This window comes from Luteibacter sp. P4_E6 (assembly GCF_056401535.1).
Genome location: NZ_JBFUJE010000014.1, coordinates 1 through 18,302 on the forward strand (window position 1 = coordinate 1; position 18,302 = coordinate 18,302).

Here is an 18,302-nt window from a genome sequence, read left to right on the forward strand (position 1 = left end):
ACCTCGAAGGAAATCGTTCCCGTCTCCGCCGACCGAGGCGAAAGCCCCGTCGCCAAGGCGATCCTCGAGTTCGTCAGCCGCATTCCCGCGAGTGATATTCCCCGGGTGAAAGGTGACGCCGCCGAAGAGTGCCGCCGTCTTGCTGCCTCCGCGGCGCAAAAGGCCGCCCTGACGGCGGGCACGCTCGCCCTGCCCCCCGGCCCGTTCGGCTGGTTGACCGTCCTGCCCGAACTCGTCGCCATCTGGCGCATCCAGGGTCAGCTGGTCAGCGACATCGCCGCCGCTTACGGCAAGACCCCCAAGCTCGGCCGCGAGCAGATGCTCTGGTGCCTGTTTCGCCACACCGCTGCGCAGGCCTTCCGTGACGTGGCCATCCGCGTGGGCGACCGCCTCGTCTTCCGCACCACCGCCACCAGCGTGCTGCAGCGCCTGGCCGGACGCATCGGCGTGAGCGTGTCCAAGCGCGCCGTCGGCAAAGGCATTTCCCGCTGGCTGCCCGTCGTCGGCGCACTTGGCGTGGGCGCCTATGCCTACTACGACACCGGCCAGGTGGCGAAGACCGCCATCGACCTCTTCAGCGGCGAAATCCACATCGACGACGAGCCCGACGGCAGCGAGCCCGGCAAAAAGGCAAAGCCGCGCGCGGCCGAAGCCTCAACGACCAAGGTCGCCGCTACGCGCTCGGTAGGAGCCGGCTCTGCCGGCGATAAGCCCGCCACGAGGTCGGCCGCCCGCAAAACCATTCCCGCCGCCACCCGAAAACGCGCCACCACCAAGAAGGCCGTCGCCCGCAAGTCCGCAGGCACCAAGGTCGCGACGTCCACCACGGCTAAGCCGGCCCCGAAGAAAGCGGCAAAGAAAGCCACGAAGAAAGCCACAGCCGGCCGAGCTCCTGCCAAGAAAGCCACCGCTCGCCGAGCTCCCGCCAAAAAATCCACGGCGCGCAGACCGAAAGCCGCAACGTGACGCGCACTCCTGTTTGCGGCAAGCTCCCTGCGGATTAAAAGGGAGTCGCGATGAACAAGCAGCCGGTCATCCTGGTCACCGGAGGTGCGCGCCGCGTCGGTGCCGCCATCGTGCGGCATCTGCATGCCGCCGGCTGTGCCGTCGCTATCCACTTCAGGAGCTCGGCCGACGAAGCCAAAGCGCTTGCCCAGGAACTCAATGCCGCGCGGGCTGACAGTGCCGCTATTTTCCCGGGTGCACTTGAAGACGACGCCACACCTGGCGCACTGATCGCCGCCGTGCTCGAACACTTCGGCAGGCTCGATGGCCTCGTCAACAACGCCTCGGCGTTCTACCCGACGCCGATCGGCGAAACCACCGCTGCACATTGGAACGATCTCTTCGCCGCGAACGCGCGCGCGCCGTTCTTTCTCGCGCAAGCCGCGACGCCAGCCCTGCGTGAAGCGCGCGGGGCGATCGTCAACATCGTCGACATCTATGCCGAGCGACCGCTTGCCGGGCACACCGTCTACTCGATGGCAAAGGCCGCGCTGGTCATGCTGACGCAGGCGCTCGCCAAAGACCTCGCACCGCAGGTGCGCGTGAATGCCGTCGCGCCAGGAGCCATTCTCTGGCCCGCATCAGGCAAGCCTGAAGAAGCTGCGGAAGCGCTGATCGCGAAGACGCCGCTGGCGCGCAAAGGCGAGCCGGACGACGTGGCCGAGGCGGTGCGCTGGTTGTTGCTGGATGCGCATTACACGACGGGGCAGGTCATTCGGGTGGATGGTGGTAGGGCGTTGAGTATTTGAGGGGCGTCGCGAGCGGGCCGCGCCTTTGGCGCGGATCGCCGATGAATCGGCTCCTACAAAAACGAGAAGGCCCCGACGTGTGTCGAGGCCTTGTTCGCCAGAGGTACCGGCGATTACTTCTTTGGGCGAAACGCCGATTCCAGCAGGGCGCGATCGAAGCCCTGCCCCGGATCGCCTTCTTCGGCGAAGCGATACAACGCAGCGGAATAGACGCCGTGCATCGCGGTCTGGAACAGGCTGAGGGCGACGAGGCCGATCACAGCCGCGGCGCCGACGACGAACATCAGCGCGACGGAGTGTGTCGCGACGGCGCCGAAGAAGAGCATGGCGCTGATAAGGATCAGGCCAAAGGTCAGCAGACCGCCTGCCACGCCGATGCCGGCGTTACCGATGAGGTTTTCACCCCAGGTACTCCGCAACAGCGACGTGCTGCGCTTGATCGCGTCGATCGGACCGACGTCCTGCGCGGCGAGCACCGGCACGACCAGGAAGGTGGCCACGGTCCAGCCAAAACCAAGCATGCCGACGACGATGCGACCGATGATGCCGAAGCGTTCCTGCAGCGCGCGAAGGATCATGCCCACGGTGGCGGCAATGAGCGCGTAGCCGATGATGTTCGGCAGCTTGCCCATGGCCAGGCGGATGCCGTCGCCGACGGTCGGGTTGCCGCCATCGAGGCGGATCATCGCGGCCGACGCCAGCGCGGTGTTGAAGAAAATCACCACGGTGTACTGGACGAAGTAGAACAGGAAGCTCACCAGCATGAACATCGGTGAGGCATGCCCACGCTCGCCTTCGAAGCCGGCGCGGTGATGTGCGATGAGGGTGAATACCGGCCACGCGAAGGTGGCGATCACGGCAAGCGAAGCCAGACCCGCGAACAGCGGAAAGAGCATCAGCTCCTTGTCCTGACGGAGGATGTTGGCGCTCGCCTTCATGAGCGCCCAACTGCGTGCGAACTTACCCATTTCCCGATTCCCTTTGGCCCCTTGGTGGAACGCGTTGTAGCACCTTGGGGCAGGAGTTCGCCAGAGCCATTCGCCTGCGGACCGCCTAGCGGGAAGCCCCGACCGCCGTGGTGCACGCATCATCGACGGTCAGCGGCTCGCGTTCCTTCGGGAAAACCGCCCACAACTCAGCCATGGTCCGGCCGTCGACGGGATGGCGAACGGACGGTGCGATGTCCGCCATCGGCTTGAGCACGAAGGCATGGCGCAGCTCCCCGCGCGGCAGCTTCAGATGTCCCTTGCCGCTCAGGACCAGATCGTCGTAAAGCACGATGTCCACGTCGAGCGAGCGGGAGCCAAAGCGCGCACCCCCGCGGATGCGACCGTGGCGATCTTCGAGCGCATGCAGCCAGTCGTTCAACGCCTCGGGGGCGAGATCGCTGTCGATGGCCACGGCCAGATTGAGGAAGTCGGGGCCGTCGAAGCCGACAGCGGCGCTGCGGTATACCGGCGAGACATCGATCTTGCCGAAGCGGGCACGAAGCTCGGCAACGGCAGCGGCAAGCCAGCGCTCCGCGTCGATGTTGGAGCCGAGGCTCAGGTACGCACGGCCGGTTGCGGTCATTCCGGCCGGATGCCGCGTTCGATGCGGACACCCACCGCCTTGGCACCGCGCACGGCGCCGGGTTTGGATAGTTTCAAACGCACCCAGGCCACGCCGAACTCCTCGCGCACGATGTCGGCGCAGCGCTCCGCCAGGGTCTCCACCAGGCCGAAGCTCGACGCTTCCACATACGACTGCAGGCGCTTGGAGATCGACTTGTAGTTGAGCGTATCGGCGATGTCATCGCTGGCGGCAGGCCGGCGGTTGTCGAAGGCCATTTCCAGATCGAACGACAGGGTCTGCCGGATCCGGCGTTCCCAGTCGTAGATGCCGATGACCGCGTCGATACGCAGGTCTTCGATGAAGACGATATCCATGGAGGGGGCGTGGTGCGCTAAAGAGGGCCTTACAGAGTCCGCGACCGACTTGAATTGCGCAAGTAGAGCGGCGCAAGTAAGGCGGCGCAAGTAAGGCCGCTCCTGTCAGGCCGCGGGCAGGCTTTCCAGACTCCAGCGCGGATGCACTTCGATCGTGGCGTCCTGGTGCTGGCCGGACGCCAGACGGATCGCCCCGGCGAGGGCGATCATCGCGCCGTTATCGGTGCAGAAGGCCAGACGCGGGAAATACACCCGGAACCCGTCCTTTGCCCCGGCTTCGGCCAGTTGCTCGCGAAGACGCTTGTTCGCACCGACACCGCCGGCGATCACCAGGCGCTTCGCACCGGTCGCCTCGAGCGCACGCCGGCACTTGATCGCCAGCGTGTCGACGATGGCTTCCTCGAAGGCCCGCGCGACATCGGCGCGGGTCTGGTCGCTCTGGTCGCTCGCCTTCCAGGCCAGCAGCACCTGGGTCTTCAGGCCGGAGAAGCTGAAATCCAGCCCCGGCCGGTCGATCATGGGGCGCGAGAAGCGGAACTTGCCCGGGGTGCCCTGCTCGGCAAGCTTGGCCAGGGCCGGACCGCCCGGATAAGGAAGGCCCATCATCTTGGCCGTCTTGTCGAAGGCCTCGCCCGCGGCGTCGTCGAGGGTGTCGCCGAGGATGGTGTACTCACCGATCGCCTTGACCTCGACCAGCATCGAGTGGCCGCCGGAGACCAGCAGGGCCACGAACGGGGTTTCCGGCGGATCGTCTTCGAGCAGGGGCGCCAGCAGGTGACCTTCCATATGGTGGACACCGATGGCCGGTACGCCGAGCGCCCAGGCCATGGCGCGGGCCGCCGAGGCGCCCACCAGGAGGGCCCCGACCAGGCCGGGCCCGGCCGTATAGGCGACCCCGCCGAGGTCGGCCGGGGTCAGTCCGGCCTCCTTAAGGGCCTCACGGACCAAGGGAACCAGCTTGCGGACATGGTCCCGGCTGGCCAGTTCGGGCACCACGCCGCCGTATTGGGCGTGCAGGGCGATCTGGCTGAAAAGGGCATGGGAAAGCAGGCCGCGGCCCGGCATTTCAGGGTCCCAGCGCAGCAGGGCCACCCCTGTTTCATCACAGGAGGTTTCCACGCCCAAAACAGGCTTTGAAATTTTCGAATCGATCACGTTATAATCCACGGCTCGCCCGGGTACTCCGGGTCAGTTTAATCAAGTGGAGTTTCCATGCCGAGCGTTAAAGTCCGCGAGAACGAGCCTTTCGAGCTTGCCCTCCGCCGCTTCAAGCGTACGTGCGAGAAGGCTGGCGTGCTGGCCGAAACGCGTAAGCGCGAATTTTATGAAAAGCCGACCCAGGAGCGTAAGCGCAAGCGCGCCGCTGCTGTGAAGCGTCACCTGCGCCGTCTGTCCCGCGACACGACGCGCCGGACCCGCATGTACTGATGCCCATCCCGGTCCTTCGCGACCGGGTATGGTACCTCGGCAGGCGCCCTGCGCGCTGCCCGGTGTATTCAGAGCGGAAATCCCGAGCCGGCTTTGCCGAAAGGTAAAGCCGGCTTTTCGTCGTCCCGGAGAAAGCGCATGAGTCTCAAGGCAAAGATCACCGAAGACATGAAAGCCGCCATGAAAAGCGGTGAAAAGGACCGCCTGGCCGTGATCCGCCTGATCCAGGCCCAGATCCAGCAGCGTGAAGTCGACGAGCGGATCGAGCTGGACGACGCCCAGGTCCTGGCGGCGCTCGAAAAGATGCAGAAGCAGCGCCGCGACTCCATCGAGCAGTTCGATAAGGCGGGTCGCACCGACCTGTCCACCATCGAGCGCTACGAGATGGGCGTGATCGGCGCTTACCTGCCGGCCAAGCTCGACGAAGCCGAGCTGGACGCCATCATCGCCGCAGCCATTGCCGAATCGGGTGCCACCACGGCACGCGACATGGGCAAGGTGGTTGCGCTGATCAAGGAAAAGGCGGCGAGTCGTGCGGACATGGCTGCCGTGGCAGGGAAAGTTAAGGCAAAGCTCGCGTAAGCGAGCCACCGCCATGTAGGAGCCGATTCATCGGCGATCCCGCGGCAGCGGGCCAGGGTGTCGCGAGCACCCAGTCGCCGATGAATCGGCTCCCACAAAAGATGCCACCCGATATCAGGTGCCCCAGCATCGGCTTTCACAACGGCGCCACACGCTTGTCATCATTCTCCGCCGCGCGGCTGGCGGACGTTCCTCCGGCGCTGACGGAGGAATCCCATGCTTAAGTACGCCATCATCTTCGGCCTCATCGCGCTGGTTACCGGCGCGCTAGGCTTCAGCCGCGTGTCCGGCTTCGCCGCGACGATCGCCAAGGTCTGTTTCGCCATCTTCCTGATCCTGTTCGTGATCGCGATCCTGGCCGTCATCGGTGTCTTCCACCTGGCGCTCTAAACGGTGATTCGGTCTCCATTCGGACGCGGATGCATGGCATCCTAGGCGACTGATGCGTGGCCGAATTCCCGACAATTTCATCGACGAACTGCTGACCCGCGTCGACATCGTCGACGTGATCGAGCGTCGCGTCCCGCTGAAAAAGGCGGGACGCGAGTGGACCGCCTGCTGCCCGTTCCACAACGAGCGCTCGCCCTCCTTCTACGTGAGCCCGCAGAAGCAGTTCTTTCACTGCTTTGGCTGCGGTGCCCACGGCAGTGCGATCAAGTTCCTCATGGACTACGACCGCCTCGAGTTCCCCGACGCGATCGAGGAGCTCGCTCAGTCCGCCGGCCTGAAGGTGCCGTACGAGGGCAACCGCGACGACAAGCCGCGGGAAGATCGCAGCGACCTCTATACCCTGCTCGACGAAGCCGCCAGCTTTTACCAGCGTGAGCTGGGAAACAGCCCCGAGGCCACGTCCTACGTGGACCGCCGCGGCCTGGACGACGAGATCGTCAAACGCTTCCGCATCGGCTGGGCACCGGCTGGCTTCGACGGCGTGATGAAGGCCCTGGGCACGAACGATCGCCGGCGCCAGCTGCTCAATGAAGCCGGCATGGTGGCCAGCAACGAGCGCGGCAACAAATATGACCGGTTCCGTGAACGGGTGATGTTCCCGATCCTCGACCGCCGCGGCCGCGTGATCGCCTTCGGCGGCCGCGTGTTGTCGTCGGACCAGAGCCCCAAGTATCTCAATTCGCCCGAGACTCCCCTCTTTCACAAGGGCAAGGAGCTGTTCGCCCTGTGGCAGGTGAAACAGGCGAACCAGACCGTCACCCGGATCATGGTGGTCGAGGGCTACATGGACGTCATCGCCCTGCACCAGGCGGGGCTGCCGATCGCCGTCGCCACACTGGGCACGGCGACCACGCCCGAACATGCCGAAGTGCTTTTCCGTACGGCGCCCGATGTCTATTTCTGCTTCGACGGCGACCGTGCCGGCAAGGCAGCGGCGTGGCGCGCACTGGAATCCGTGCTGCCGCGCATGCGCGACGGCCGCCAGGCCCACTTCCTGTTCCTGCCCGACGGCGAAGATCCCGACACACTGGTACGCAAGGAAGRCAAGGACGGCTTCGAGAAGCGCATGAAGGAGTCGATGCCGATGTCCGAGTACTTCTTCGAAGAGCTCGCCAGGGACGTCGACGTCACCCGCCTGGACGGCCGCGCCCGCCTCGCTGAACGCGCCCGCCCGCTCATCGCCAAACTGCCTGACGGCGCCTTCCGCGACCTCATGGGCCAGGAGCTCGAGCGGCGTACGGGCGCCAAGGCCGTGCTCGAGCCCGAGCCGGCGCCGAATCGCTCCAACCAGGTACGCCCGGCCAACGTGCAGCGCAGCCTGGTTCGTAGCGCGATCACCCTGCTCCTGGCGCAGCCGGCGCTGGCCGATGAGGTCGAGCCGCCGTACGCCTTCCTGCGCCTGGACCGTCCCGGCGTGAACCTGCTGTCGGAACTGATCGACGTGGCGCGCTCCCGGCCAGGGATCAATCCCGCCGTGCTGGTTGAGTATTTTCTTGACCGGCCCGAGTACGCCTCTCTGCAAAAGCTCATGCAGGCCGAGGTGGTGGGCGACGCCGATATGCAGCGAGTCGAGTTCCTGGGTTCGCTGGATCAGATGCAACGCCAGGCCGTGACACAACGCCGCGAGTACCTTATCGGCCGTAGCCGCGAAGGCGTTCTCGACGATACGGAAAAGGCCGAACTACGCGTCCTGCTGGCTGCGCGCTCCGCACCGACCCCGGTGGACGAATGATGCGCTGCACCGCGAGATTAACGCGATCCGTGGGATCATCCGACCCTCGTACCCTGAAGGGACCGGCCGGGACCGGACTTGCGCGTCGCTGATGGATTTATTGAATCACCTCGTCGATCTTTTCGGGCAGAACGGCTACGCAGCTGTTTTCCTCGCCCTGATGCTCTGCGGAGCAGGGGCGCCCCTGCCGGAAGACATCACCCTGGTGGCTGGCGGCATCATCACCGGCCTCGGTTACGGCGACGTCCATACGATGGTCGGCGTCGGCATGGCGGGCGTGCTGGTCGGCGATTCCACGATGTTCCTGCTCGGGCGCCATTTCGGCGCGCGCATCCTGCGCTGGCGCTTCGTTGCCCGCCTGCTCACTCCCGAACGCTACGCCAAGGTGCAGGAGAAGTTCGAGCGCTACGGCAACCGCATGATGTTCGTCGCCCGCTTCCTGCCGGGCATGCGCACCGCCGTGTTCATCACCGCCGGGGCCACCCACCGCGTGGGTTTCTTCCGCTTCCTTCTGCTCGACGGACTGGCCGCGGCGATCAGCGTGCCGCTGTGGGTGTACCTGGGTTATTTCGGTGCGCATAACCACGAATGGCTGGCCATGTGGATCCACCGTGGACAGACCGGCATCTGGCTGGCCATCGCCGCTGCGCTGATCGCGCTCGCCGCGTTGTGGTGGCGCCGCAAGAAGGCGACTCGGGACTGCTGAGGCTTTTGTGAGAGCCCGCTTTGTGTGGGAGCCGGCTATGCCGGCGATGGGGTTGAGGCGGCCTGGCTATCGCCGCTGAAGCGGCTCCCACAATCGCCGATGAGTCGGCTCCTACAGAGAGCCCTGGCCCACTTCGGCGAACAGCCACTCGCGGAACACCATGGTCTCTTCACGCGATACCGCGTCGCGCGAGATCGCCAGGTAGTAGGTGTGCTGAAGCGGCACATCGATCCGGAACGGCTCGGCGAGTCGACCTGCGGCGAGGTCGTAGGCGACGAGCAGGTTCTGCGCCAGCGCCACGCCCTGCCCTTCGATCGCCGCCTGCAGCATCATCGTGCCGTCGCCGAAGCCCATGTCGCGCGAGACCACGGCGGTCTCCAGGCCGGCGCGCTCGAACCACTGCTCCCAACTGACTGCCGACGCGGCGCGACGACCGGGCCGCTCGTGCAGTAACAGGTGGTCGGCGAGGTCGGCCGGGCCGTGGATGCGCTCGGCGAGGGACGGCGCGCAGACGGGGGTATATCCACTGGTGGCCAGGATGGACTGGTCACCCCCTTCGCTCAGGCGATCGTCGATAGCGAGGTCCCAACTTGCCTCGTCCGCCCCGTCGGTGACGACCTCGACGGCGATATCGGGGTGCCTCGAAAAGAAGCGGAAAAGCCTCGGTACCAGCCATTTCGTACCGAAGGTCGGCGGTACGGAGACCCTCAACGAGGCATTGCGCTCGCCCATCACCTGGTCGGTGGCATGTTGCAGCGCACGAAAAACGTCGCGGACTCGCGGGAAATAGTTCTCCCCGGCGGCGGTCAGCGAGAGTCGATTGTTGCTACGCACAAAAAGAGCTGTGCCCAGGTACCCCTCAAGCAATTTGACTTGCGCACTGACCGCAGCCGCCGTCAACGAGAGCTCTTCACCGGCCTTGGTGAAGCTCAAATGTTGCGCTGCAAGTTCGAAGACTCGCACGGCGTTGAGAGGTAACGAGCGCTTCATTGCGGACTCATTCAAAAAAACTTGGGGAAGCCCCGGAGAAATTCTAGTTTGCCTGTCTCGACAGGTGCCGCCAATCATCCGTGGCGCTTTCGAACGGACCCGCGATGAACATCCTCACCATCGACACCGGTACCACCAACACCCGCGTCACCGTCTGGACCGACGGCGAGGTGGTCGCGCAGGCCGCGCGGCAGGTCGGTGTGCGCGATACCGCGATCACCGGCAGCACGAAGAAACTCGAGGATAGCCTCCGCGAAACCATCGCCGAGGCGCTGGTTTCGGCCCAGCTCGAACGCACCGATATCGGCCTTGCCGTGGCCTCCGGCATGATCACCTCGAATGTCGGGCTGTGCGAAATTCCGCACGTACCGGCCCCGGCAGGGATCGATGATATGGCCAGGGCCATGCGCGAACACCGTGTCGAGAACGTCTGGCATGCGCCGATCTGGTTCGTTCCCGGCGTACGCAACGCGGTCGAGCACATCGGCCTGCACAACTGCGAAGCGATGGACATGATGCGTGGCGAGGAGGTCGAGTCGTTCGCCCTTGTCGAGCGCCTCGGCCTCAACGAACCGACAGTGGTGGTGCTGCCGGGCTCGCATTCGAAGTTCGTCAGCATCGACAAGGACCGCCGCATCGATGGCTGCGTGACCACGCTGGCGGGTGAGCTGCTGCACGTGATCTCGCATGACACCATTCTTGCCGGCTCGCTGAAAGAAGGCTTCGCCAAGCGCATCGATCCTGAAATGCTGCTGGCTGGCGCTGCTTCGGCGAACAAGATCGGTCTGGGCCGCGCCTGCTTCAGCGTGCGCATCCTCGACCAGTTCGCCGTGTACGACGCCAACGCGCGCGCGAACTTCCTGCTCGGCGCCGTGCTCGGCTCCGACCTGCTCACGCTCAAGAATTCCAGCGCGATCCGGATGAGTCCGGGTACACGCTTCGTCGTCAGCGGCAAGCCCATCCTGCGCGAAGCGATCGCGCGGCTGGTCGAGGGCGACGATTTCTTCTCCGGCACCGTCACGGTGCTGGGCGATGACGAACAGCGCGACCTTGCGGGATACGGCGCCATTGCCGTTGCCCGTCGTCGCGGCCTGGTCGACTGAAAACAACGAGTCATTCGAGGAGGGAACGCATGAAGATGAAGATTGCCCTGGGCCTACGCGCCCTTGCCGTGGCACTGGCCATGGCCTCCGCACCGGCCTTCGCGGCCGATGAGCCGGTCAAGATCGGTTTTGTCGTCAAGCAGGCCGAGGAACCCTGGTTCCAGGACGAGTGGAAGTACGCCGAGCAGGCCGCCAAGGAAAAGGGCTTCACCCTGGTCAAGATCGCCGCGCCCGATGGTGGCACGGTGCTCACCGCCATCGACAACCTGAAGGCTCAGCACGCGCAGGGTTTCATCATCTGCACGCCGGACGTGAAGCTCGGTCCGTCCATCGTGGCCAAAGCCAAAATCGACAACCTCAAGCTGATGACGGTCGACGACCGCCTTATCGACGGTTCCGGCAAGCCGATCGAAGCCGTGCCGCACATGGGCATCTCGGCGAGCAAGATCGGTGAGCAGGTCGGCCAGGCTATCGCCGCCGAAATGAAGAAGCGTGGCTGGAAGCCGGAAGAGACCGGTGCGCTGCGCATCTCCTACGACCAGCTGCCCACAGCCAAGGACCGCACCGATGGCGCCGTGGCTGCGCTCACCGCGGCCGGGTTCCCCAAGGCCAACGTGATCAACGCACCCGAAGCCAAGACCGATACCGAGAACGCGTTCAACGCGGCGAACATCGCGATCACGCAGAACCCGAAGTTCAAGCACTGGATCGCTTTCGGCCTGAACGACGAAGCTGTGCTCGGTGCCGTGCGTGCCGCGGAAGGTCGCGGTTTCCGCGCCGACAACATGATCGGCGTGGGCATCGGCGGCAGCAAGTCGGCGCTTAACGAGTTCGCCAAGGCCGAACCCACGGGTTTCTTCGGCAGCGTGCTGATCAGCCCGAAGCGTCATGGTTATGAGACCTCGGTGAATATGTACGAGTGGGTCAAGAACGGCAAGGCTCCGCCGCCGCTCACCCTGACCACCGGCATGCTCACCACCCGCGCCAATGTCGCCGAAATCCGTAAGGAAATGGGTCTTTGACGATGACCGACGCACCACGCCTGGAATTCCGGCATATCGGGAAGACCTTTCCGGGCGTGCGTGCGCTCGGTGATGTCAGCTTCGCCGTGCGCGCCGGTAGCGTGCACGGCCTGCTCGGTGAGAACGGGGCAGGCAAGTCCACGATGATGAAAATCCTCGGCGGGGAGTACATCCCCGACGAGGGCGAGGTGGCGATCGACGGCCAGGCGAAGCATTTCCGCAAGGCCGCCGACGCCATTGCCTCCGGTGTGGCAGTGATCCACCAGGAGCTCCAGTACGTACCGGAACTCTCGGTCATGGAGAACCTGCTGATCGGCCGGCTACCCACACGTTTCGGCCTGGTCGACCGCCGCAAGGCGCTCGCCTGGACCCGCGAGAAACTCGATGCCCTCGGCGTGGATCTCGATCCACGCGCGAAGCTCAAGCAGCTTTCGATCGGCCAGCGCCAGATGGTCGAGATCGTCAAGGCGATCCTTCGCGACGCGAAGATCCTCGCCCTCGACGAACCGACCAGCTCGCTGTCCCACCGCGAGACCGAAGTCCTCTTCCGCCTCGTGCGCGACCTGCGTGCGCAGGGCAAGGCGATGATCTACATCTCGCATCGGCTCGACGAGATCTTCGAACTCTGCGACGCAGCGACGATCTTCCGCGACGGCCGCAAGGTGGCCGACTTCGACACGCTCGAAGGCGTCACCCGCGACCAGCTCGTGCAGCGCATGGTCGGCCGCGAGATCAGTGACATCTTCGGTTACCGACCGCGCGAACACGGCAAGGTGCGTCTCGCCGTGCAGGGCGTGACGGGACGTGCCGTCCCGGCACCGGTCAGTTTTGAGGTGAAGGCGGGTGAGATCGTCGGCTTCTTCGGCCTCGTCGGTGCGGGTCGTAGCGAAGTGATGCGCGTGATCTATGGCGCGGACCGGCGCACCGCGGGTGCGGTGCACGTGGACGGTGAGGCGATCAAGGCCTCGCATATCCGCGACTCGATCCAGCATGGCCTGGTGTTCTGCCCGGAAGACCGCAAGGAAGACGGCATCATCGGCGTGCGCTCGGTATCGGAGAACATCAACATCAGCGCGCGGCGCAACCACCTCGTCGCGGGCCTGTTCGTCAACGACCGTAACGAGGCGAAAGTCGCCGACACCTATATCGATCGCCTGCGCATTCGTACGCCGAACCGACGCCAGGAGATTCGCCTGCTCTCGGGCGGCAACCAACAGAAAGCCGTGCTCTCGCGCTGGCTGGCTGAGAAAGACCTGCGTGTGCTCATTGTCGACGAGCCCACCCGTGGCATCGACGTGGGCGCCAAGAACGAGATCTATAACGTCCTCTACGAACTCGCCGAACGTGGCGTGGCCGTGGTGGTCATTTCCAGCGAACTGCCCGAAGTGCTCGGCGTGTCCGACCGCGTCGTCACCATGTGCCGTGGCCGGATCACCGCGCAGTTCCAACGTACCGAGGCGAACGAGGCGGACGTGCTCGCCGCCGCGCTTCCCGAAGGCGCCAGCGCCACCCCGATGAGGAACACCTGAGCCATGACCGAGACCAACGCCGCCGCTATCGGCGCGAAGCAAGCCGAAACGCCCGACGCGCGCCGACGCGCCWTGTTCTGGCGCGTCGTCGACGATTACAGCCTCATCGGCATCTTCATCGTGCTGTTCGGCGTGCTGAGCGCCACGGTGCAGTACTTCTTCTCATGGGACAACATCGTTGGCCTCGCCCTGTCGGTCTCGCAGATCGGCATGGTCGCCTGCACGATGATGTTCTGCCTGGCTTCGCGTGACTTCGATCTTTCGGTCGGCTCGACCGTCGCCTTCGCCGGCGTCTGCTGCGCCATCGTCTCCAACGCCACCGGCAGTGTCGCGCTGGGCATCGCCGCCAGCCTGGTCGCCGGTGCGCTGATCGGCTTCGTCAACGGCGTGGTGATCGCCAAGCTCAATATCAACGCGCTGATCACGACGCTGGCGACCATGGAAATCGTCCGCGGCCTCGCCTTCATCACCTCGCAGGGCCAGGCGGTCGGTGTCACCAGCGAAGCTTTCTTCACCCTCGGTAGCGCCGAGCTGTTCGGCCTGCCTGTGCCGGTCTGGGTCACCCTGGCCTGCTTCGTGGTCTTCGGTGTCCTGCTGAACAAGACGATCTACGGCCGCAATACCCTCGCGATCGGCGGCAATCCGGACGCGGCACGCCTTGCCGGTGTCTCGGTGGACCGCGTACGCATCGCCATCTTCCTGATCCAGGGCCTGGTGGCGGCACTGGCGGGCATCATCCTCGCCTCGCGCATGACCAGCGGCCAGCCGAACGCCGGCCAGGGCTTCGAGTTGAACGTGATTTCGGCCTGCGTGCTGGGCGGCGTGTCGCTCATGGGCGGCCGTGCGAGCATTAGCGGCGTGCTCGTTGGCGTTCTCATCATGGGCACTGTGCAGAATGCGATGAGTCTCATGAACATCGACGCCTTCTACCAGTATCTCGTCCGCGGCACGATCCTGCTGATTGCGGTGCTGGTGGACCAGCTCAAGAACCGGAGGCAATCCCGCTGATGACAGACACCTTCATTCCCCTCTCCGCCCATCGACAGGCCCACGCCGAAGGCGTGATCTGGGACGACTTGATGGGCCTGGTCCGCTGGACCGACATCGGCGCGTCGCGGCTCTACACGTATGACCCGACCACGGGGGCCACGACCGAGACGAGCCTGCCCGCTCGCCTGTGCTGTTTCGCCCTGACCGACGAGCCCGGCGTGCTGCTGCTCGCCCTCGAGAAGCAACTCGCCCGCTTCGACACGCGTGTCGCCGGGTCCCTCGTGGTGCTCGAGGACATCGAGCCGGAGCTGCCGGGTACGCGCGCCAATGACGGTCGCTGCGATCGCGGCGGCAACCTGATCTTCGGCACGCTCAACGAGCGCGGGCCGGAACAGGTCGCCTCGTTCTGGCGGTATTCGCGCGAGGGCAAGCTGGCCCGGCTCGCCCTGCCCAAGGCCGCCATCACCAACAGCATCTGCTTCAGCCCGGACGGTGAAACGATGTACTTCACCGACTCGCCCACGGCGAAGATCATGGCCTGTCGCTACGACGCGGCCAGCGGCGAGGTGGAGCACATTCGCGAGTTCGTCCAGCTTGAGAAGGGCCTCGAGCCCGACGGCTCGACGGTCGATGCCGAAGGCTTCGTCTGGAACACCCAGTGGGGTGGATCGCGCGTCCTGCGCTATGCGCCGGACGGACGCGTGGACATGACCATTGAGCTGCCTGCCCGTCAGCCGAGCTGCGTGGCCTTCATCGGTCCCACGCTGGACCGCCTGGTCATCACATCGGCCAGCAAGGGCCTCGACGACGCTGTCGTCCGTGCCGAACCGCTGAACGGCGCTATATTCATCGGTACGCCGGCGCGAGGGCGCGGGCTGCCAGAGGCCCGCTACGGGCAAGGAACCCAGGCATGAGTACTGCGACACAAGCCGATCCGCGCACGACACCCCTCCCGCGACTGGCTGGCAAGGTCGCCATCGTCACCGGCGCCACGCAGGGCATCGGCGCGGCAACCGCGAAGCTCTTCGCCGCCCATGGCGCGAAAGTGGTGCTCAACGTGCTTGAGGACAACGCGCAGGCACGTGCCACGCTGGCCGATCTGAACACGGACGACGCCATGTTGTTCGAGGCCGACGTGACCGACGCCGCAGCCATCGCCCGCATGGTCGCCGCGGCCACGGAACGGTTCGGCCCGCCCGACGTCCTCATCAACAATGCCGGCATCAACGTCTTCAACGACCCGCTGTCGCTTACCGAGGACGAGTGGACACGTTGCTTCGACGTGGACCTCAAAGGCGCCTGGAATTGCGCCAGGGCCGTCCTGCCGGGCATGCTCGAGGTCGGTCACGGCAGCATCGTGAACATCGCATCCGTGCACGGCCACAAGATCATTCCGCACTGTTTTCCCTATCCCGTTGCCAAGCATGGCCTGATCGGCCTGACCAAGGCACTGGGCATCGAGTACGCCGCCCGCGGCATCCGCGTGAATTCGATCTCGCCGGGCCTTATCCTCACCGCCATCGCCGAGGCCGGCTTCGCTGCCGCGCCGGATCCCGCCGCGGAACGGAAACGCCAGACGGATATCCTGCCGAACAAGCGGATCGGCGAACCGCAAGAAGTTGCTTACACTGCACTCTTCCTCGCTTCCGACGAGGCGCGCTACATCAACGCCGCCGATATCCGTATCGACGGCGGCCGCTCACAGCTTTACCACGAGAACTGATATGGCCTGGCCCACCGCGCTACCGCTCATCGCCATCCTGCGTGGCATCACGCCCAAGGATGTCGTCGAGCACGTCGAAGCACTGATCGAAGCCGGGTTCGACGCCATCGAGATCCCGCTCAACTCGCCGGACTGGCAGACCAGCATCCCGCTGGCCGTGCGCGCAGCCGGTGATCGCGCGCTCGTCGGTGCGGGTACGGTACTCAGCGTGGATCTCGCCGGCCAGGTTGCCGACCTGGGCGGTCATCTCATGGTCACGCCGAACACCGATCCCGACGTCATCCGTCATGCACGGCGCCGCGGTCTTTACACCGCCATCGGCTTCATGACGCCGAGCGAAGCGTTCGCCGCGCTGGCCGCCGGTGCGCAGTCGCTCAAGCTGTTCCCGTCGTCCAATCTCGGTCCGTCGTACATCAAGGCGATCCGGGCGGTGTTGCCGCCGGATGTGCCCCTGCTCGCTGTGGGCGGTGTCACACCCGAGAATCTCGGCCAGTTCCTCGATGCCGGTTGCATCGGCGCGGGCCTGGGCGGCGACCTCTACAAGCCCGGCCAGCCCGTCTCGCGCACCCGCGAACAGGCCGCCGCTTTCGTCAAAGCCTATCGCTCGAACTGACCATGAAGATCACCAAGCTCACCACCTACCGTGTCCCGCCCCGCTGGATGTTCCTCAAGGTCGAAACCGACGAGGGTGTCGTCGGCTGGGGCGAGCCGGTCATCGAAGGCCGCGCACGCACCGTCGAAGCCGCCGTGTCGGAGCTCTCCGAGTTCGTCATCGGCAAGGACCCTTCGCGCATCAACGACCTCTGGCAGGCGATGTATCGCGGTGGCTTCTATCGTGGCGGCGCCGTGTTCATGAGCGCCATCGCCGGTATCGACCAGGCGCTCTGGGACATCAAGGGCAAGGTGCTGAATGCCCCGGTGTTCGAGCTGCTCGGCGGCCGCGTGCGTGACCGCATGAAAACCTATTGCTGGGTCGGCGGCGATCGTCCCGCCGACGTCATCGCGCAGATCCGCGAGCGCATGGCGCACGGCTTCGACACGTTCAAGATGAACGGCTGCGAAGAGCTGAGCATCATCGCTTCGAGCAAGGCGGTCGACGCCGCCGTCGCGCGCGTGGCCGAAATTCGCGAGGCCTTCGGCAACACCATCGAGTTCGGCCTGGATTTCCATGGCCGCGTCTCGGCGCCGATGGCCAAGGTGCTGGTGAAAGAACTGGAGCCCTTCCGTCCACTCTTCATCGAAGAACCCGTCCTTGCCGAGCAGGCCGAGTACTACCCGCGCATCGCCGAGCAGACCTCCATTCCGATCGCCGCGGGCGAACGCATGTACTCGCGCTACGAGTTCAAGCACGTGCTCGAACGTGGTGGCATTTCCATCCTGCAGCCGGATCTCTCGCACGCCGGTGGCATCACCGAATGCGTGAAGATCGCCGCGATGGCCGAAGCGTACGACGTGGCGCTCGCGCCGCACTGCCCGCTCGGCCCCATCGCGCTCGCGGCCTGCCTGCATGTGGACTTCGTCAGCTGGAATGCCACGCTGCAGGAACAGAGCATGGGCATCCATTACAACAAGGGCGGCGAAGTCCTCGACTACGTGCTCAACAAGGACGCGCTGAAGCTCGACGATGGCGGCTACGCGCAGCCGTTTACCGGACCCGGCCTCGGTATCGAAGTGAACGAGGAACTGGTGATCGAGCGCAGCCGTGAAGCGGCCGATTGGCGGAATCCGCTGTGGCGGCACCCGGATGGATCGGTCGCCGAATGGTAAGAACGGCCTTTGTGTAGGAGCCGATTCATCGGCGATCCCGCGGCAGCGGGCAAGGKTGCCGCGAGCACCCAATCGCCGATGAATCGGCTCCTACAGGGACGAGGCCGGCTACGCGGCTCTGCTTATTTCAGCAGCGAGCGGAGCATCCAGGCGGTCTTTTCGTGGTCCTTCAGGCGCCCGGTGACCATGTCGGCGGTACCTTCATCACCGGCGGCTTCGGCACCCTTAATGGTGTCGCGGGCCGTGGCGGCGGCGATTTCGTGACCCTCTACCAGCTGGGCGACCATATCCTTCCACTCCGGGACGCCCGCCTCTTCCTTGATCGAGGTCAGCTTGCCGAACTGGCTGTAGGAGCCCGGCGCGAACACGTCGAGGATACGGATGCGCTCGGCCACTTCGTCGGCAGCCAGCCACAGGGCGTTGTACTGGACCTCGAACATGGCGTGCAGGCTGTTGAACTGCGGTCCCGTCACGTTCCAATGGAAATTATGCGTCTTCAGGTACAGCGAGTAGGTGTCCGCGAGCAGCTTGGACAGGTGCTTCGCGACCGCTTCACGGTCTTTCTTGGCAATACCGATATCGATGGCCATGTGGCGAC

The 18,302-nt window shown here is 65.1% G+C and carries 21 protein-coding genes; 15 read left to right on the forward strand and 6 right to left on the reverse strand.

Translation table 11 applies throughout. The annotated features are described in order from the left end of the window. Together AC1DT2_RS02155 and AC1DT2_RS02160 are read left to right on the forward strand one after the other, a co-directional pair. A partial coding sequence (locus AC1DT2_RS02155) for a hypothetical protein (RefSeq protein WP_477293929.1) occupies positions 1–966 on the forward strand: 966 nt, incomplete at its 5' end. Between the two features lie 50 nt (positions 967–1,016). Beyond that, a complete protein-coding gene (locus tag AC1DT2_RS02160; protein WP_477293931.1) occupies positions 1,017–1,754 on the forward strand; it encodes a pteridine reductase in 738 nt (245 codons plus the stop codon). A gap of 113 nt (positions 1,755–1,867) precedes the next feature. On the opposite strand, the gene AC1DT2_RS02165 is transcribed toward AC1DT2_RS02160, so the two are convergent. From AC1DT2_RS02165 to tsaD, 4 genes are all read right to left on the reverse strand, one after another. After that, entirely contained in the window at positions 1,868–2,722 is an 855-nt protein-coding gene (locus AC1DT2_RS02165; RefSeq protein ID WP_213949273.1) for a DUF6159 family protein, read from the reverse strand. Positions 2,723–2,807: 85 nt separating this feature from the next. After that, the gene (gene folK, locus AC1DT2_RS02170; RefSeq protein WP_477293933.1) at positions 2,808–3,326 is read right to left on the reverse strand and encodes a 2-amino-4-hydroxy-6-hydroxymethyldihydropteridine diphosphokinase; all 519 of its coding nucleotides are present in this window, start codon (positions 3,324–3,326) and stop codon (positions 2,808–2,810) included. Then, positions 3,323–3,682, reverse strand: a complete 360-nt coding sequence (gene folB / locus AC1DT2_RS02175; protein ID WP_063571469.1) for a dihydroneopterin aldolase — start codon at positions 3,680–3,682, stop codon at positions 3,323–3,325. Before folB ends, folK begins: the two co-directional genes overlap by 4 nt. Before the next feature lie 105 nt (positions 3,683–3,787). Next, the gene (gene tsaD, locus AC1DT2_RS02180) at positions 3,788–4,834 is read right to left on the reverse strand and encodes a tRNA (adenosine(37)-N6)-threonylcarbamoyltransferase complex transferase subunit TsaD (RefSeq protein ID WP_477293961.1); all 1,047 of its coding nucleotides are present in this window, start codon (positions 4,832–4,834) and stop codon (positions 3,788–3,790) included. Between the two features lie 60 nt (positions 4,835–4,894). Between tsaD and rpsU the strand changes: the two genes are divergently transcribed. The 5 genes from rpsU to AC1DT2_RS02205 all read left to right on the forward strand — a co-directional run bounded on the left by rpsU (position 4,895) and on the right by AC1DT2_RS02205 (position 8,580). After that, positions 4,895–5,110 carry a 30S ribosomal protein S21 gene (gene rpsU / locus AC1DT2_RS02185; protein WP_029213735.1) on the forward strand — a complete coding sequence of 72 codons (216 nt, stop codon included), beginning with the start codon at positions 4,895–4,897 and terminating at the stop codon, positions 5,108–5,110. 138 nt (positions 5,111–5,248) lie between these two features. Beyond that, complete coding sequence (locus AC1DT2_RS02190; protein ID WP_477293937.1) at positions 5,249–5,692, forward strand: GatB/YqeY domain-containing protein; 444 nt, start codon at positions 5,249–5,251, stop codon at positions 5,690–5,692. A gap of 216 nt (positions 5,693–5,908) precedes the next feature. Then, positions 5,909–6,082: a DUF1328 domain-containing protein gene (locus AC1DT2_RS02195; RefSeq protein WP_477293939.1), complete on the forward strand. Its 174-nt coding sequence runs from the start codon at positions 5,909–5,911 to the stop codon at positions 6,080–6,082. A 52-nt stretch (positions 6,083–6,134) separates the two neighbouring features. After that, entirely contained in the window at positions 6,135–7,874 is a 1,740-nt protein-coding gene (gene dnaG, locus AC1DT2_RS02200) for a DNA primase (protein ID WP_477293941.1), read from the forward strand. Positions 7,875–7,965: 91 nt separating this feature from the next. Then, positions 7,966–8,580, forward strand: a complete 615-nt coding sequence (locus AC1DT2_RS02205) for a DedA family protein (RefSeq protein WP_063571164.1) — start codon at positions 7,966–7,968, stop codon at positions 8,578–8,580. A gap of 111 nt (positions 8,581–8,691) precedes the next feature. Here the strand turns inward: AC1DT2_RS02205 and AC1DT2_RS02210 are convergent, their stop codons facing one another. Then, positions 8,692–9,648: a LysR substrate-binding domain-containing protein gene (locus tag AC1DT2_RS02210; RefSeq protein WP_157503910.1), complete on the reverse strand. Its 957-nt coding sequence runs from the start codon at positions 9,646–9,648 to the stop codon at positions 8,692–8,694. 26 nt (positions 9,649–9,674) lie between these two features. Here AC1DT2_RS02210 and AC1DT2_RS02215 point away from each other — a divergent pair, with 26 nt between their 5' ends. The 8 genes from AC1DT2_RS02215 to dgoD are packed head-to-tail and all read left to right on the forward strand — an operon-like array spanning position 9,675 to position 17,704. Further along, positions 9,675–10,673, forward strand: a complete 999-nt coding sequence (locus AC1DT2_RS02215; RefSeq protein WP_213949267.1) for a 2-dehydro-3-deoxygalactonokinase — start codon at positions 9,675–9,677, stop codon at positions 10,671–10,673. Positions 10,674–10,702: 29 nt separating this feature from the next. After that, a complete protein-coding gene (locus AC1DT2_RS02220; protein WP_063571167.1) occupies positions 10,703–11,695 on the forward strand; it encodes an arabinose ABC transporter substrate-binding protein in 993 nt (330 codons plus the stop codon). 2 nt (positions 11,696–11,697) lie between these two features. After that, positions 11,698–13,224, forward strand: coding sequence for an L-arabinose ABC transporter ATP-binding protein AraG (gene araG / locus AC1DT2_RS02225; protein ID WP_063571168.1), 1,527 nt, complete (start codon positions 11,698–11,700; stop codon positions 13,222–13,224). Between the two features lie 3 nt (positions 13,225–13,227). After that, positions 13,228–14,232: an L-arabinose ABC transporter permease AraH gene (gene araH, locus AC1DT2_RS02230; RefSeq protein WP_477293946.1), complete on the forward strand. Its 1,005-nt coding sequence runs from the start codon at positions 13,228–13,230 to the stop codon at positions 14,230–14,232. Then, a complete protein-coding gene (locus AC1DT2_RS02235) occupies positions 14,232–15,128 on the forward strand; it encodes an SMP-30/gluconolactonase/LRE family protein (protein WP_213949265.1) in 897 nt (298 codons plus the stop codon). Before araH ends, AC1DT2_RS02235 begins: the two co-directional genes overlap by 1 nt. Then, positions 15,125–15,937: an SDR family oxidoreductase gene (locus AC1DT2_RS02240; protein WP_477293949.1), complete on the forward strand. Its 813-nt coding sequence runs from the start codon at positions 15,125–15,127 to the stop codon at positions 15,935–15,937. The genes AC1DT2_RS02235 and AC1DT2_RS02240 overlap by 4 nt, the downstream gene beginning before the upstream one ends. A 1-nt stretch (position 15,938) precedes the next feature. Beyond that, positions 15,939–16,550, forward strand: a complete 612-nt coding sequence (locus AC1DT2_RS02245; protein ID WP_477293951.1) for a 2-dehydro-3-deoxy-6-phosphogalactonate aldolase — start codon at positions 15,939–15,941, stop codon at positions 16,548–16,550. A gap of 2 nt (positions 16,551–16,552) precedes the next feature. After that, a complete protein-coding gene (gene dgoD / locus AC1DT2_RS02250) occupies positions 16,553–17,704 on the forward strand; it encodes a galactonate dehydratase (RefSeq protein ID WP_213949264.1) in 1,152 nt (383 codons plus the stop codon). Between the two features lie 122 nt (positions 17,705–17,826). On the opposite strand, the gene AC1DT2_RS02255 is transcribed toward dgoD, so the two are convergent. Then, positions 17,827–18,294, reverse strand: a complete 468-nt coding sequence (locus AC1DT2_RS02255; RefSeq protein ID WP_063573606.1) for a Dps family protein — start codon at positions 18,292–18,294, stop codon at positions 17,827–17,829. Positions 18,295–18,302: the final 8 nt, after the last annotated feature.

Coding starts and splice junctions, on each gene's coding strand:
- AC1DT2_RS02160 (WP_477293931.1), top strand. CDS start 1,017: ATGAACAAGCAGCCGGTCATCCTGGTCACCGGAGGTGCGCGCCGCGTC.
- AC1DT2_RS02165 (WP_213949273.1), bottom strand. CDS start 2,722: ATGGGTAAGTTCGCACGCAGTTGGGCGCTCATGAAGGCGAGCGCCAAC.
- folK (WP_477293933.1), bottom strand. CDS start 3,326: ATGACCGCAACCGGCCGTGCGTACCTGAGCCTCGGCTCCAACATCGAC.
- folB (WP_063571469.1), bottom strand. CDS start 3,682: ATGGATATCGTCTTCATCGAAGACCTGCGTATCGACGCGGTCATCGGC.
- rpsU (WP_029213735.1), top strand. CDS start 4,895: ATGCCGAGCGTTAAAGTCCGCGAGAACGAGCCTTTCGAGCTTGCCCTC.
- AC1DT2_RS02190 (WP_477293937.1), top strand. CDS start 5,249: ATGAGTCTCAAGGCAAAGATCACCGAAGACATGAAAGCCGCCATGAAA.
- AC1DT2_RS02195 (WP_477293939.1), top strand. CDS start 5,909: ATGCTTAAGTACGCCATCATCTTCGGCCTCATCGCGCTGGTTACCGGC.
- AC1DT2_RS02205 (WP_063571164.1), top strand. CDS start 7,966: ATGGATTTATTGAATCACCTCGTCGATCTTTTCGGGCAGAACGGCTAC.
- AC1DT2_RS02210 (WP_157503910.1), bottom strand. CDS start 9,648: ATGATTGGCGGCACCTGTCGAGACAGGCAAACTAGAATTTCTCCGGGG.
- AC1DT2_RS02215 (WP_213949267.1), top strand. CDS start 9,675: ATGAACATCCTCACCATCGACACCGGTACCACCAACACCCGCGTCACC.
- AC1DT2_RS02220 (WP_063571167.1), top strand. CDS start 10,703: ATGAAGATGAAGATTGCCCTGGGCCTACGCGCCCTTGCCGTGGCACTG.
- araG (WP_063571168.1), top strand. CDS start 11,698: ATGACCGACGCACCACGCCTGGAATTCCGGCATATCGGGAAGACCTTT.
- AC1DT2_RS02235 (WP_213949265.1), top strand. CDS start 14,232: ATGACAGACACCTTCATTCCCCTCTCCGCCCATCGACAGGCCCACGCC.
- AC1DT2_RS02240 (WP_477293949.1), top strand. CDS start 15,125: ATGAGTACTGCGACACAAGCCGATCCGCGCACGACACCCCTCCCGCGA.
- AC1DT2_RS02245 (WP_477293951.1), top strand. CDS start 15,939: ATGGCCTGGCCCACCGCGCTACCGCTCATCGCCATCCTGCGTGGCATC.
- dgoD (WP_213949264.1), top strand. CDS start 16,553: ATGAAGATCACCAAGCTCACCACCTACCGTGTCCCGCCCCGCTGGATG.
- AC1DT2_RS02255 (WP_063573606.1), bottom strand. CDS start 18,294: ATGGCCATCGATATCGGTATTGCCAAGAAAGACCGTGAAGCGGTCGCG.